The sequence below is a fragment of the Marinobacter sp. MBR-99 genome (assembly GCF_040547575.1).
Classification (GTDB): domain Bacteria; phylum Pseudomonadota; class Gammaproteobacteria; order Pseudomonadales; family Oleiphilaceae; genus Marinobacter.
Genome location: NZ_JBEPPY010000023.1, coordinates 1 through 13,695, shown reverse-complemented (window position 1 = coordinate 13,695; position 13,695 = coordinate 1). Strand labels below are relative to the sequence as shown.

Here is a 13,695-nt window from a genome sequence, read left to right as displayed (position 1 = left end):
AAGCAAACTATGAGAAGAAAGTGGGCCAGACCACAATGTACCAACACAGTATGGTTTCGGCCTCACACCTCGCCATACCGAATATTCTCTCCGAGCCATCGTCTGATCAGAGCGGATACCACCGCTGGCTGCTGCATGAGCGCCGGCGCCATCTCTTTAACGGGTTCAATCCAGCCCTTGTCGCGTTCAAAGTCCGCAAGCCGGAACTGCATCAGGCCCGTCTGACGGGTACCCAACACTTCGCCCGGGCCACGAATTTCAAGGTCTTTCTCGGCAATGAAAAAACCATCCTGGCTATCCCTGAGTGCTTGCAAACGGGCTTTACCATTATTTGACAATGGCGGGTGATACATCAGTACGCAGAAACTGGCCTGCTCTCCCCGGCCCACACGCCCTCTCAACTGATGCAACTGCGCTAACCCAAGGCGCTCCGGGTTCTCTATAATGATCAACGAAGCATTTGGCACATCAACCCCCACCTCGATGACGGTAGTGGCCACCAACAAGTCCAGCTCGCCGTTCTTGAAGCGTTCCATTACGCCGGCCTTATCTACGGCTTTGAGCCGGCCATGGACCAATCCTATTTTCAGATCCGGTAGTCGCTCCGCCAGCTCCTGCGCCGTCACCTCCGCCGCCTGACACTGTAACGCTTCGGATTCTTCAATCAGCGTGCAGACCCAATATGCCTGGCGGCCCTCGCGGCAGGCGCTGCGCACCCGTTCAACAATATCATTACGCCGGGTATCCGGAAGCACAATGGTGTCTATCGGCTTCCGGCCCGGCGGCAGCTCGTCAATCACCGAGGTGTCCAGGTCTGCGTAAGCACTCATCGCCAGGGTTCGAGGGATCGGTGTTGCCGTCATGATCAACTGATGGGGGGCCAACTGGCCGCCCACACCCTTCTCACGCAACGCCAGTCGTTGGTGCACACCAAAGCGGTGTTGTTCATCAACAATCACCAGGGCCAGACGATGGAACCGGACCTCGTCCTGGAACAGCGCATGGGTTCCGATCGCCACCTGCGCCTGACCCGAGGCCACTGCCGCCAGCGCCTCCTGGCGGGCCTTGCCCTTGACCTTGCCAGACAACCAGGCGAGTTCAATCCCCAAAGGGGCAAGCCAACCCTGGAAGTTACGGAAATGCTGTTCGGCCAGAATCTCTGTGGGGGCCATCAATGCCACCTGAGCACCGGAGCCAATGGCTTGCAGCGCCGCCAGAGCCGCCACCACGGTTTTACCCGAACCAACATCCCCCTGAACCAGACGCAGCATTGGGACAGTCTGGCTGAGGTCCTGCCGGATCTCCTTCATGACCTGTTTCTGGGCGCCAGTCAAGCTGAAGGGGAGTTGTTCAAGGAACTGCTCCGGCAAGTCACCGGCCGGCAGCAGGGGTAACGCCGCCTGGGCCTGAATCTGCTCTCGCACCTGCAACAGGCTGAGTTGATGGGCCAGCAATTCCTCCATCACCAGTCGCTGCTGGGCCGGGTGCCGGCCTTCCATCAGCAGGTGCACCGGCGCATCGGCAGGCGGAGAATGCACCAGTTTGACCGCGTCGTTGATGCCCGGCAGTTGATAGTCTGATAACAGCGATGGCGGCAACCAGTCCTTGATCGGGAAGCGGGCCAGATAACCCAGCGCCTGCTGGCACAAGCCGCGCACCCGGGGCTGCTGAATACCCTCGGTCAGCGGATAAACCGGGGTGAGCGTTGCCTCGCCGGCCGCCGGCATGGGCGGCGGGTTAACCTGATACTCAGGGTGATAGAACTCATATCCGGCCCGGCCCGGACGAACCTCGCCAAAGCAACGAACCCGGGCACCCTCAGTCAGCTGGTTTTTCTGGGCAGCGTTAAAATGGAAGAACCGAATAACCAGAAAACCACTGTCATCCCGTAAGGTCACCTGAAGCGATCGGCGGCGGCCCATCATCAGGTCGGCCTTCATAACCTCGCCTTCCACCACGGCTATGTCGCCAATGCGCAAACTGCCCATGGGAATAACGCGGGTGCGGTCCTCGTAACGGTAAGGCAGGTGAAACAGGAGATCCTGTATGGAACGGATACCCAGTTTGGCGAGTTTATCCGCCAGGGCGCTTCCTACGCCCTTGAGCTGGGTAACGGAAATGTCGTCCAGTGACGTCATAACAGCCCTCAGGCGCGCTCAGCGACCACCGGCGTTGCGGTTTTCGCCTTTTCCATTACGCGACACTGGCTGGCCGCCAGTGACAACACATCAATGGCTTTCGGGCGGGGGAAGGTTACGCGCCAGGCCAGGGCGACCGTTCGGAAGGGTACCGGCGGCGCAAACGGGCGCACCGCCAGGATATCCTCCTGGTATTTGATGGCCGTTGCCGCAGATAAAGGCAGCACGGTAATACCTAATCCGGAAGCCACCATGTGCCGGATGGTTTCCAGCGAACTGCCTTCGGTCACTAGCTCCGGCTTGTCGCTGTCGTTGCGCTTGGTAATGGCATCGACCAGCGGCGGGCAGGATTCCAGCACCTGGTCCCGGAAACAGTGGCCCGGCCCCAACAACAGAAGCTGCTCCTTGGACATTTCTTCCGCAGTAATCTGGTCTTTCGCCGTCAACGGATGGTCGGCCGGCAGCAATACTACAAAGGGTTCATCGTACAGTGGCAGGGTGACCACTTCCGGTTCTTCAAAGGGCAAGGCAATGATGATGGCATCCAGATCGGAATGCCGGAGTTTCTGGCGCAGGTTGGCGGTGTAGTTCTCTTCGATGTAGAGCGGCATTTCCGGTGCCGCACGCCGCAGCTCAGGCAACAGATGCGGAAACAGATACGGGCCGATGGTGTAGATGGCACCCACCTTTAACGGTGAGTTCAGTTGATTCTTGCCATCCTGGGCCATGTCCTTGATCACACCAACCTGGTCCAAAACACGCTGGGCCTGCTCGATAATCCTTTGCCCCACTTCTGTCACACGGATACTGCTTTTGCTCCGTTCAAACAATGGAATACCGAGTTCATCTTCCAGTTTTTTTACCGCCACACTCAGAGTAGGCTGGCTGACGTGACAGCGCTCTGCCGCGCGGCCAAAATGCCTTTCCCGGGCAAGCGTAACGACGTATCGTAACTCGGTGAGTGTCATGGTGAGCTCCGGTCGAAGGGTGCAGGTCGAAGTTTCACATACTTTATCAGCGAAAGCATAAGGATTGAAATTGTCTATGGCAATGACGGATCGCAAACATTTGGCACGAGTCCTGGTGGCGGGCTGTGGCAAGCTGGGGGGCGACATTGCCACCTTGCTGGCCAGGAATTCCGTAGTGTATGGCTTGCGCCGGAACCCGGACAAGGTACCCCCCGGAATCAAGGGACTTGGCGCCGACCTGACCCGGCCAGACACACTGGCAGGTGCGTTGCCAGAAGACCTTGCTGTAGTCATCTATTGCCTGACACCGTCAAGCTACGACGAACAGGGGTACCGGGATGCCTACATCAATGGATTAGAAAACCTGATCCATGCCCTGGGCCCAAGACCATTGACCCGACTCCTGTTCATCAGCAGCACCAGCGTGTACGCCCAGAACGACGACAGCTGGGTGGATGAACACAGTGAGGCCAGGCCAGACCGCTTCACCGGGCAACTCATTCTCGAAGGCGAACAGACCGCCCTGAACAGTATTCACCCGGCCACCGTGGTCCGGTTCAGCGGTATTTACGGCCACAGCCGGCAACGCTTTCTGGAGGAGGTTCTTGAAGGGCGAATGAACCCAGAGCCCCCTGCCCCGTTCAGCAACCGGATTCACGAGCAGGATGCGGCCCGGGCGGTCGCCTGGCTGACAGAAAATGCCATGAAGGGAGAACCACTGGACGATCTCTACATTGGTAGTGATTGCGAGCCGGTGCGGCTGGATGACGTGGTAGCGTGGGTTCGGCAGCAGGTGCCGTGTAAAGATCCGGTGGAGGGTGCCCGTAAGGGCGGCAGAGCTGGCAGCAAGCGATGCAGCAATCAGCGCCTGCTGGCCACCGGCTTTGAGTTCCGGTACCCCGATTACAAGGCAGGATACCGGGAACTCATCGAAGGCCTTAGCTGAGCACCATCACGGCTTCCATTTCCACAGGCACACCTTTCGGCAACGCTGCCACGCCCACGGCAGCCCGTGCCGGGTAGGGTTCCTGGAAATAGGTCGCCATGATTTCATTCACGGTGGCAAAGTTGGCCAGGTCGGTCATGTAAATGTTCAGTTTGACGATGTCTTTCAGCTCACCGCCTGCGGCCTCGCACACAGCCTTCAGGTTTTCAAACACCTGGCGGGTCTTGGCGGCGAAGTCACCTGCGACCACTTCCATGGTTTCCGGGTCCAGCGGAATCTGGCCAGACAAATACACGGTGTCCCCGGCTTTCACCGCCTGGGAATATGTACCAATCGCCTGAGGGGCGTTTTCAGTCTGGATGACAGATTTGTTGGTCATGACCTGTAGTTTCCTCTCGTTCAAAACGCCAATCGTCACCCTTCGCCGTGGCCACTGTCAACCATACCTCGGTCTGGTCAGTGGCGAACCCGGCTGATGTGGGTCACCGCCCGAATGTTGCGCACCCGGCGCATCACCCGTGCCAGGTGTTTACGGCCATTCACGTGAACCACCAGGCTGACAATACCGAACTTGGCATTCTGCTCTTCCACGTTAATCCGCTCGATGTTGCCATCGGCCATGGCAACGGCGTTGGCCATTTCTGCAATCACACCGCGCTGACGCTCCAGCTCTACGCGCAGCTCCACTGAGAACTCATCGGTGATGTCTTTGGCCCATTTCAGGTGGGTCAGTCGGGCACGGCCTTCGTCGTCTTCCGGCAGACGGGAGCAAGTGTCGGAATGAATGACCATGCCGTTGCCGGAATCCATCATGCCGACCACCGGGTCGCCCGGAATCGGCTTGCAGCAGTTGGCAAAGCGCACCAGCATGCCTTCGGTACCGCGAATGGTCACCGCGCCCTGTTTGTCGACCTCCACATTCTCCAGATTAGCCGGACCATCCAGCGCTTCGTTGCCAGATACCAGCTGCCGCGCCACCAGGTAAGCCATGCGATTGCCCAGCCCGATATCGCCGATCAGGTCATCAAAACTGTTGACTTGATTGTGGTTCACCACAGCCTGTTTCTGGGCATCGCTAATGTCCGCCAGTTTTGCACCGAATCCTTTCAGGGACTTCTTCAGCAGGGTTCTGCCCAGCTCGATGGACTCTGCCCGCTTGCGGGTTTTCAACACATGTCGAATGCTGCTTCGGGCCTTACCGGTGACCACAAAGCTCAACCAGGCGGGGTTCGGCTTGGCGCCGGGCGCAGTGATGATCTCGACGGTCTGACCACTTTGCAGCGGCTGGCTCAGGGAGGCGAGGTTGCGGTTGATGCGGCAGGCTACGGCAGCGTTACCGATATCGGTGTGGATGGCGTAAGCGAAGTCGACCGATGTGGCGCCGCTGGGCAATTCCATGATGCGGCCTTTGGGTGTGAACACGTAGATCTCGTCAGGGAACAGGTCAACCTTGACGTGTTCGATAAACTCGATAGAGTCATCAGCCCGCTCGCGCATTTCCATCAACCCTTTCACCCATCGATCAACCCTGGACTGATTGATGTTGGTGACTCCGGAATCGTCGGTTTTGTACATCCAGTGCGCGGCAATCCCGTTATTGGCGATATGCTCCATTTCCTCGGTGCGGATCTGGATCTCGATGTTGACGTGCATCCCGAAAAGGGTTGTATGCAACGACTGGTAGCCGTTGGCCTTGGGCATGGCAATATAGTCTTTGAAGCGGCCCGGCAGCGGTTTGTAGAGGCTGTGCACGGCACCCAGAATACGGTAACAATCGTCTTCCGTGTCTGTGATGATCCGAAACGCATAGACATCCATGATTTCATGAAAGGATTTCTGTTTGAACTTCATCTTGTTGTAGATGGAGTTCAGGTGTTTCTCCCGGCCCTGAATCCGCCCGGGCAAACCACGTTCTTCCAGTTTCTCCTGCAGCTTGCCCCGAATCTCATCAATGATCTCCCGGTGGCTGCCCCGCAGCTTGTCGACCGCCTTGGAAATGTACTTGGACCGCATTGGGTACAGCGAGGAGAAACCAAGATCTTCCAGCTCTGTGGAGATGGCATGCATCCCGAGCCGGTTCGCAATCGGGGCATAGATATCCAGGGTTTCGGTGGCAATGCGCTGGCGCTTTTCATAGGGCATCGGCCCCAACGTGCGCATGTTGTGCAGGCGGTCTGCCAGTTTGACCAGGATTACCCGGATATCCTTGGCCATGGCCAGGGTCATTTTCTGGAAATTCTCGGCCTGGGCTTCGGCTCGGGAGCGGAATTCAATCTGGGTCAGTTTTGAGACACCGTCCACCAGCTCAGCGACGTCTTCACCGAACTGTTCTGTCAGCGCGTCTTTGGGAATTCCGGTGTCTTCAATAACATCGTGGAGCATGGCGGCCATCAGGCTTTGATGGTCCAGTCTCAGCTCGGCAAGGATATGGGCTACGGCCAGAGGGTGGGTAATGTAACGGTCGCCACTTTTACGCATCTGCCCTTCATGGGCCTGCTCCGCGTAATAGTAAGCCCTTCGCACCTGATTGATGCGACTGGTATCCAGATACGAACTGAGCTCTTTGGCCAGTTCTTCAACCGTTGCCTCTTCCGACACCGCGCCTCCAGTGTTCTCTGTTCGCCAGGGACAAAAAAGCCCGAATGCATGCATCCGGGCCTTTCCTTGTCCTTCCAGCAGGTTTCTATAGCTACACTATAAAACTGCGGTGACAGATTTCAATGGGTCTCAATCGCTGGCAGGTAAATGTACGCACTCCTGCCGTCGATTTTACTCGTCGTCGTCTTCGGTCAGCAGATCACGAGTAACCTTACCTTCGGCGATTTCACGCAGGGCGATAACCGTCGGCTTGTCATTCTCTTCAGCTACCATAGGCTCTGAACCTTTGGTGGCAATCTGGCGGGCGCGCTTGGTGGCCAGCATGACCAACTGGAAGCGGTTATCAACGTTTTCCAGACAATCTTCAACGGTAACTCGTGCCATTATCTTCCCCGACAAAAAAGAATCACTGATTTAGCAGACCGCGTAGTTTACTGTCCCCGGTTCAATTTGTATACAGGGAAAACCAGATTCAATCCCGACTGACCAGGCCCGCCAGCAGTTTGCCGTGGCGCAACTGTTGCACCGACATTTTCAGTCGCTGGGCGCGGGTGATGGCCAGCAGGTCGGCCAATGCCACGCCGAAATCGTCGTTCACCACCAGGTAGTCAAACTCGGCAGCGTGCCGACACTCTTCTTCCGCCTCTGCCAACCGGCGCTCGATCACCTCCTGAGCATCGGTGCCGCGGCCAATCAGGCGCTCACGCAGCACCTCCGCTGAGGGCGGCACAATAAAGATACCGACGCACTCGGGAACCAGGCGGCGAACTTGCTCGGCGCCCTGCCAGTCAATTTCCAGGATGACATCCCGACCTGTCGCCAGGGTCTCGCGGACCCACGCATGTGAGGTGCCGTAGTAATTGCCGAAAACATCGGCATGCTCCAGGAAATCGCCCTCGGCAATCATCGCCTCGAACTCATCACGGCTGACGAAGTGGTAATTCACGCCGTCTTGCTCGCCGGTGCGCATGGGCCGGGTGGTGTGAGACACCGACACACCCAGCTGCGAATCCTGACGGAGCATTTCCGCGACAAGGCTGGTTTTGCCCGCGCCCGAGGGAGCGGAAATTACAAACAGGGTACCCTGCTCACCGGCCTGGCTCATGGCTTACTGACTCCAAATACAGTTTGCGCAGCCCCGGGGGCCTGCGAGAAAGCGGTGAATTATACGGGGTTTGACTTATATGCGCATCCCGAGCCGTGTTCTACTGATAATATAGCGTGTTAAACCCGTACACCGGGGCCATCAGCCCCTCACCCTGAATCTGCCGATTAGTGGAAGCCCGGAATGGACAAACTCCTGATCATCATGGACCCGAAACACAAGCACCAGACCGCACTGAGCCGGGGTATTGAACTGGCCCGGGCAACCGGTGCCAGCCTCGAGATTGTGGCCTTCGTGCATGAATATCTCGACGCCCTACCCTCCGACCCGGTGGTTCAGAACAATGCACGGACGGCACTGATCGAGTTACGCCAGGAATGGCTGGAGAAAATGCTGGCACTGGCAGACTGCGACGACCTGAACGTGGTCGCCCACACTGTCTGGGCCAAGCAGATTCACCAATGGATTAACGAGCATTGCGAACGCGAGAATATCAGCACCGTGTTGAAAACCGGGCACCGATCCGAGACGTTCCTGTACACACCCACCGACTGGCACCTGATTCGGGAATGCCCGGCGCCGGTGATGCTGGTGGCAGACAACAAATGGAAGAAAGCACACCCGATTCTGGCCGCCATTGACCTGAGCTCGGAGAAGCCGGTCAAACGGGCCCTGAACAACCGGATTATTGATCATGCCTGGCAGCTGGCCAAGGTCATGGATACCGAACTGCACCTGGTGCATGCGCTACACACGTCGGTGGTGCTGGCTGATCTGGACATCATTGATACCGCCGCCCATACGCGCAAGCGCGAGGAAGAACTGAAGCCCAGAATCGAACACCTGCGCAACACCTGGCACCTGAACCCGGAGCAGGTTCACATTGTCGCTGGCCCGGCACAAAAAGTGATCCCGAGTGTCGCCAACAAAATCAAGGCTGATATGGTGGTCATGGGCACCACCGGCAAAACCGGTCTGGCGGCCAAAGTTATCGGCAATACGGCTGAGAAAGTGCTGACTCACCTGAGGACCGATCTCGTGGCCATTAAACCGGCCGAGAAGGAATAAGGCAGAAACGGGCCGACCTACTGCGGCCCGCGACAATCATTCAAGGTTTTGCACCTGCTCGACGAATAAAAATTAAAAAGCATTTATAACCAGTTACTTGGTGCATTTTTATCAGCCATCGCCACTCAATACTACCCATTTTACTACCCATGGATAGAAACTCTATCTCTGACCAGTCCGCGTAGTTACTACCCATGATTATAAACTGGGATAATAGGGAAACTGGGAATCTCGCCCGGAGATTTATTTGTCGACAAAATGATATGGGTCAGCCTAATTGCTATGATTCGTGCGTAGGCTACAGCTTCAGATGTGGGTCTACAAAGATCCCGCTCAGCCTGAATACAATGGTCAAGAATGAGTGAGCCAACTGGCGTGGAGCAATCCAGGACGTGAAAAAGTTCATTAAAGCAAGTATTCGAGGCGTCACCGCTGCGATTGTCATTGGGCTGGGCGTTTGGGCCTGGTGGTATTTTCAACCGCAGGATTTGCCCGACGGATTTGCCGCCGGAAACGGTCGGATCGAGGCGGTCGAGATCGATATCGCCGCCAGGACCGCTGGCCGGATCCGGGAGATCCTGGCCAACGAGGGCGACTTCGTCCGCGCCGGCCAGATCCTGGCGAAAATGGACACGGCCGTTCTGGAAGCTCAGCTCCGGGAGGCCGAGGCGCAGTTGCAACGGGCGCTTATCGGCATCGAGACCGCGCAAAGCCTGGTGACCCAGCGTGAGGCCGAGAGGCAGGCCGCCGAGGCGTTTATAGCCCAGAGGAAGGCTGAGCTCGACGCCGCGCAAAAACGGCTTGTCCGCACCCGGGAGCTCGCCTCAAAAAATGCCGCCTCCGAGGCGCAGCTCGATGACGACCGCGCCGCGGCTGCGGCGGCGAAGGCTGCGGTCGGTGCCGCAGAGGCGCAGGCGGCGGCCGCGCAAGCCGCCATAGGGCGGGCCAGGTCGGATGTCATCGCTGCGGAGGCCTCGGTGGAGGCGGCGCGGGCCACTGTCCAGCGTATTCAGGCGGATATCGACGACAGCGTGCTGAAATCGCCGCGAGAAGGGCGGGTCCAATACCGGGTCGCTCAGCCTGGCGAGGTTCTCTCTCCTGGCGGCGTGGTGCTGAACATGGTCGATCTCACTGATGTGTATATGACTTTCTTCCTGCCGACAGAACAGGCCGGGCGGATTGCACTCGGGGCCGAGGCGCGGCTTGTGCTCGACGCCGCGCCGCAATACGTGATCCCGACCGAAATCTCATTCGTGGCGGACGTCGCGCAGTTCACACCCAAGACGGTGGAGACGCAAGAAGAGCGCCAGAAGCTGATGTTCCGCATTAAGGCCCGGATCGCCCCGGATCTGCTCAGAGAGCATCTCCTCCAGGTCAAGACCGGCCTGCCGGGCATGGCCTATGTACGGCTCGACCCGCAAGTGGATTGGCCGCCTGAACTGCGGACGAGACTGCCGCAATGAGCCGGGAGGCACATGCACAGGTCGAGGATGACGGGGGCGCTGCCGCGCCGGTTGCCCGCCTGCGGGATCTGTCCCTGCGCTACGGCAAGGTGCGTGCGCTCGATAAGGTCACCATCGATATTCCGGCGGGCTGCATGGCCGGGCTGATCGGTCCGGACGGGGTCGGCAAGTCAAGTCTGTTGGCGCTGATCTCTGGTGCCCGTGCGGTCCAGACGGGGCGGGTCGAGGTGGTCGGCGGCGATATGGCCGACGCACGCCATCGCCGCAGAGTGGGGCCGCGTATCGCCTACATGCCGCAGGGCCTCGGGCGGAACCTCTATCCGACACTCACGGTGTCCGAGAACCTCGATTTCTTCGGGCGCCTGTTTGGGCATGACCACGGCGAACGGGCGCGCCGCATTGATGCGCTGACAAGGGCCACAGGGCTCAGGCCGTTTCTCGATCGGGCGGCGGGCAAGTTATCCGGCGGGATGAAGCAGAAGCTCGGACTCTGCTGCGCGCTGATCCACGATCCGGACCTGCTCATCCTCGACGAGCCGACCACCGGCGTCGATCCACTCTCGCGCAGGCAGTTCTGGGAGTTGATCGCCGGCATTCGTCGTTCCCGGCCCGGTATGAGTGTGCTGGTGGCCACCGCCTATATGGAGGAGGCGGCACGGTTCGACTGGCTTGCGGCGATGGACGATGGGCGGGTGCTGGCCAGCGACACGCCTGAAGGCCTGCTCGCCAGCACGGGGGCGGATTCGCTGGAGGCAGCCTTCATCCGGCTGCTGCCGGAAGACAAACGCCGCAATTATCGGCCGGTCGAGATTCCGCCGCGGTCGGCAGACGATGGCGACCCCGCGATCGAGGCCCGGGATCTGACCATGCGCTTTGGCGAATTCATCGCGGTCGATCATGTGAACCTGCGTGTCCCCCGGGGTGAGATCTTCGGTTTTCTCGGCTCCAACGGCTGCGGCAAGACCACGACCATGAAGATGCTGACCGGCCTCCTTCCGCCGAGCGAAGGCCGGGCCTGGCTGTTCGGACACGAGGTGGACCCGCACGACCTCGCGACCCGCCGCCGAGTCGGCTTCATGTCGCAGTTCTTCTCGCTCTACACCGAGCTGACGGTGCGGCAGAACCTGGAGCTGCATGCCCGGCTGTTCCAGGTGCCCGCTGCCGAGATTTCAGGGCGGGTGGACGAAATGGTTGAACGCTTCGATTTGACCGCCGTGGTGGACAGTCTGCCGGGCCAGCTGCCCCTCGGCCACCGGCAACGCCTGTCCCTGGCGGTCGCCATGATCCACAAGCCCGAGATGCTGATCCTCGACGAGCCCACCTCGGGCGTCGACCCGGTGGCGCGCGACGCCTTCTGGCGCCAGCTGGTCGAGCTGTCGCGCCGCGACGGCGTGACCATCTTCATCTCCACCCACTTCATGAACGAGGCCGAGCGCTGCGACCGCATCTCGCTGATGCATGCGGGCCGGGTGCTGGTCACCGACACGCCGGCGAATATCGTACAGCAGCGGGGCGCAGAGACCCTGGAAGAGGCATTCGTCGCGCATCTGGAGGAGGCGTCGGGGGAGGGCGAAGGCGGAGAGGAGCAAACAGCGTCGCTCGATACGGTTAACGCGTCGGCAGGCCATGGCGAACCCCAGGGCTGGCGGCGCATGTTCGATCCCCGGCGCATGATCAGCCACGCCCGGCGTGAAGGGTTGGAGCTGCGCCGCGATCCCATCCGGCTGACGCTGGCGCTGCTCGGCAGCGTCATCCTCATGTTCGTGATGGGCTATGGGATCAGCCTCGATGTTGAGGATCTCACCTTTGCGGTGCTGGATCGCGACCAGACCACCGTCAGCCGCGACTATACGCTCAACCTCAGCGGCTCCCGGTACTTCGTCGAGCGGCCGCCGATCACCGATTATGCCGATCTTGACCGGCGAATGCGCGAAGGCGACATCAGTCTGGCGATCGAGATCCCGCCGGGCTTCGCGCGCGACATTGCCCGGGGCCGGCGGGTCGAGACCGGCGCCTGGATCGACGGCGCCATGCCGACACGGGGCGAGACCGTCCGCGGCTATGTGCAGGGGATTCATGCCCACTGGCTGGCGACCAAGGCGCGCGAGGCCGGCTACGGCGAGGCTTTGGCGGGGCTCGTCAATATCGAGACCCGGTTCCGCTATAACCCGGACGTCAAGAGCCTGGTGGCAATGGTACCGGCGGTGATCCCGCTGCTGCTCATGCTGATCCCGGCCATGCTCGCGGCGCTCAGCGTGGTGCGCGAGAAGGAGCTCGGCTCGATCACCAACTTCTACGTCACGCCCACTACGCGGCTCGAGTTCCTGCTCGGCAAGCAGTTCCCTTACGTGGTCCTGTCCTTCCTGAGCTTCCTGCTGCTCACGCTGCTCGCGGTGACCGTCTTCGGCGTGCCGCTGAAGGGCAGCTTCCTGACGTTGGCGGTGGGTGCGCTGCTCTATATTGGTGCCGCCACGGCCGTGGGGCTGCTGATCTCCACCTTCATGCGCAGCCAGATCGCGGCGATCTTCGGCACGGCAGTGCTCACCATCCTGCCGGCGGCGAACTTCTCCGGCATGATCGACCCGGTCTCGTCCCTGGAAGGGATGGGCCGGCTGATCGGCGAGGTCTATCCGACCACGCATTTCCTGACGATCGCGCGCGGCACCTTCTCGAAGGCCCTCAACTTCTCCGACCTGCATGGCGCCTTTCTCCCACTGGCGCTGGCCGTGCCGGTCCTGATCGGGCTGTCCGCCGCGCTGCTCAAGAAGCAGGAGCGATAGTCTATGCGCCTTGCCAATATTTGCCATCTCGGTGTCAAGGAGCTGCGCAGCCTTGTCCGCGACCCGATCATGCTGGTGCTGATCGTCTACGCCTTCACCGTTTCCGTCTACACGGCGGCCACGGCCATGCCGGAGACCCTCAACAAGGCGCCGATCGCGGTGGTGAATGAGGATCGCTCGCCGCTGTCCTGGCGCATCGTCAGCGCCTTTTACCCGCCGTACTTTGTTCTCCCCGAGGTGATCGAGCAGGCCGAGATGGACGCCCGCATGGATGCCGGCCTCGACACCTTCGCTCTTGACATCCCGCCCAACTTCCAGCGTGACCTGCTGGCAGGGCAGCGGCCCACGGTCCAGCTCAACGTCGATGCCACGCGCATGAGCCAGGCATTTACCGGCAGCGGCTATATCCAGACCATCGTCACCGACGAGGTGCGCGCCTTCGCGCAGCGTTATCGCGAGGTTCCGGAGTTGCCGGTCGATCTGGCGCTGCGGATGCGCTTCAATCCCCAGCTCAACAAGTCGTGGTTCGGCGCCATCATGCAGGTCATCAATAACGTGACCATGCTCTCCATCGTCCTCACCGGCGCGGCGCTCATCCGTGAGCGCGAGCACGGCACCGTCGAGCATCT

General features: G+C 59.9%; 11 protein-coding genes. 5 read left to right on the top strand and 6 right to left on the bottom strand.

Going from position 1 to position 13,695, the window contains the following annotated elements; translation table 11 throughout:
- Positions 1 to 62: 62 nt before the first annotated feature.
- Positions 63 to 2,138 (bottom strand): ATP-dependent DNA helicase RecG, encoded by a 2,076-nt coding sequence (recG, locus tag ABIE59_RS16995; RefSeq protein WP_354448708.1) that lies wholly within the window; start codon positions 2,136 to 2,138, stop codon positions 63 to 65.
- 8 nt (positions 2,139 to 2,146) lie between these two features.
- Positions 2,147 to 3,106, bottom strand: a complete 960-nt coding sequence (locus ABIE59_RS16990) for a hydrogen peroxide-inducible genes activator (RefSeq protein WP_354448706.1) — start codon at positions 3,104 to 3,106, stop codon at positions 2,147 to 2,149.
- Positions 3,107 to 3,182: 76 nt separating this feature from the next.
- On the opposite strand from ABIE59_RS16990, the gene ABIE59_RS16985 reads away from it, so the two are divergent.
- On the top strand, positions 3,183 to 4,052 hold the full coding sequence (locus ABIE59_RS16985) for a sugar nucleotide-binding protein (protein WP_354448704.1): 870 nt from the start codon (positions 3,183 to 3,185) through the stop codon (positions 4,050 to 4,052).
- Here ABIE59_RS16985 and ridA read toward each other — a convergent pair.
- From ridA to gmk, 4 genes are all read right to left on the bottom strand, one after another.
- Positions 4,045 to 4,431 carry a deaminase RidA gene (ridA, locus tag ABIE59_RS16980; RefSeq protein WP_011784170.1) on the bottom strand — a complete coding sequence of 129 codons (387 nt, stop codon included), beginning with the start codon at positions 4,429 to 4,431 and terminating at the stop codon, positions 4,045 to 4,047. The genes ABIE59_RS16985 and ridA overlap by 8 nt on opposite strands.
- Positions 4,432 to 4,508: 77 nt before the next feature.
- A complete protein-coding gene (locus ABIE59_RS16975) occupies positions 4,509 to 6,650 on the bottom strand; it encodes a RelA/SpoT family protein (protein WP_354448701.1) in 2,142 nt (713 codons plus the stop codon).
- 171 nt (positions 6,651 to 6,821) lie between these two features.
- Positions 6,822 to 7,034 carry a DNA-directed RNA polymerase subunit omega gene (gene rpoZ / locus ABIE59_RS16970; protein WP_058091993.1) on the bottom strand — a complete coding sequence of 71 codons (213 nt, stop codon included), beginning with the start codon at positions 7,032 to 7,034 and terminating at the stop codon, positions 6,822 to 6,824.
- Between the two features lie 88 nt (positions 7,035 to 7,122).
- Positions 7,123 to 7,755, bottom strand: a complete 633-nt coding sequence (gene gmk, locus ABIE59_RS16965) for a guanylate kinase (RefSeq protein WP_354448698.1) — start codon at positions 7,753 to 7,755, stop codon at positions 7,123 to 7,125.
- A 183-nt stretch (positions 7,756 to 7,938) separates the two neighbouring features.
- Between gmk and ABIE59_RS16960 the strand changes: the two genes are divergently transcribed.
- The 4 genes from ABIE59_RS16960 to ABIE59_RS16945 form a co-directional block, all read left to right on the top strand.
- On the top strand, positions 7,939 to 8,823 hold the full coding sequence (locus ABIE59_RS16960) for a universal stress protein (RefSeq protein ID WP_354448696.1): 885 nt from the start codon (positions 7,939 to 7,941) through the stop codon (positions 8,821 to 8,823).
- Between the two features lie 392 nt (positions 8,824 to 9,215).
- Positions 9,216 to 10,286 (top strand): HlyD family secretion protein, encoded by a 1,071-nt coding sequence (locus ABIE59_RS16955; RefSeq protein WP_502915384.1) that lies wholly within the window; start codon positions 9,216 to 9,218, stop codon positions 10,284 to 10,286.
- Positions 10,283 to 13,066, top strand: coding sequence for a ribosome-associated ATPase/putative transporter RbbA (rbbA, locus tag ABIE59_RS16950; RefSeq protein ID WP_354448694.1), 2,784 nt, complete (start codon positions 10,283 to 10,285; stop codon positions 13,064 to 13,066). The genes ABIE59_RS16955 and rbbA overlap by 4 nt, the downstream gene beginning before the upstream one ends.
- Before the next feature lie 3 nt (positions 13,067 to 13,069).
- A partial coding sequence (locus tag ABIE59_RS16945) for an ABC transporter permease (protein ID WP_354448692.1) occupies positions 13,070 to 13,695 on the top strand: 626 nt, incomplete at its 3' end.

What these genes read in the sequence shown, in the direction of transcription:
- ABIE59_RS16985 (WP_354448704.1), top strand. Translation starts at nt 3,183, where the DNA reads ATGGCAATGACGGATCGCAAACATTTGGCACGAGTCCTGGTGGCGGGC.
- gmk (WP_354448698.1), bottom strand. Translation starts at nt 7,755, where the DNA reads ATGAGCCAGGCCGGTGAGCAGGGTACCCTGTTTGTAATTTCCGCTCCC.
- ABIE59_RS16990 (WP_354448706.1), bottom strand. Translation starts at nt 3,106, where the DNA reads ATGACACTCACCGAGTTACGATACGTCGTTACGCTTGCCCGGGAAAGG.
- ridA (WP_011784170.1), bottom strand. Translation starts at nt 4,431, where the DNA reads ATGACCAACAAATCTGTCATCCAGACTGAAAACGCCCCTCAGGCGATT.
- rbbA (WP_354448694.1), top strand. Translation starts at nt 10,283, where the DNA reads ATGAGCCGGGAGGCACATGCACAGGTCGAGGATGACGGGGGCGCTGCC.
- recG (WP_354448708.1), bottom strand. Translation starts at nt 2,138, where the DNA reads ATGACGTCACTGGACGACATTTCCGTTACCCAGCTCAAGGGCGTAGGA.
- rpoZ (WP_058091993.1), bottom strand. Translation starts at nt 7,034, where the DNA reads ATGGCACGAGTTACCGTTGAAGATTGTCTGGAAAACGTTGATAACCGC.
- ABIE59_RS16960 (WP_354448696.1), top strand. Translation starts at nt 7,939, where the DNA reads ATGGACAAACTCCTGATCATCATGGACCCGAAACACAAGCACCAGACC.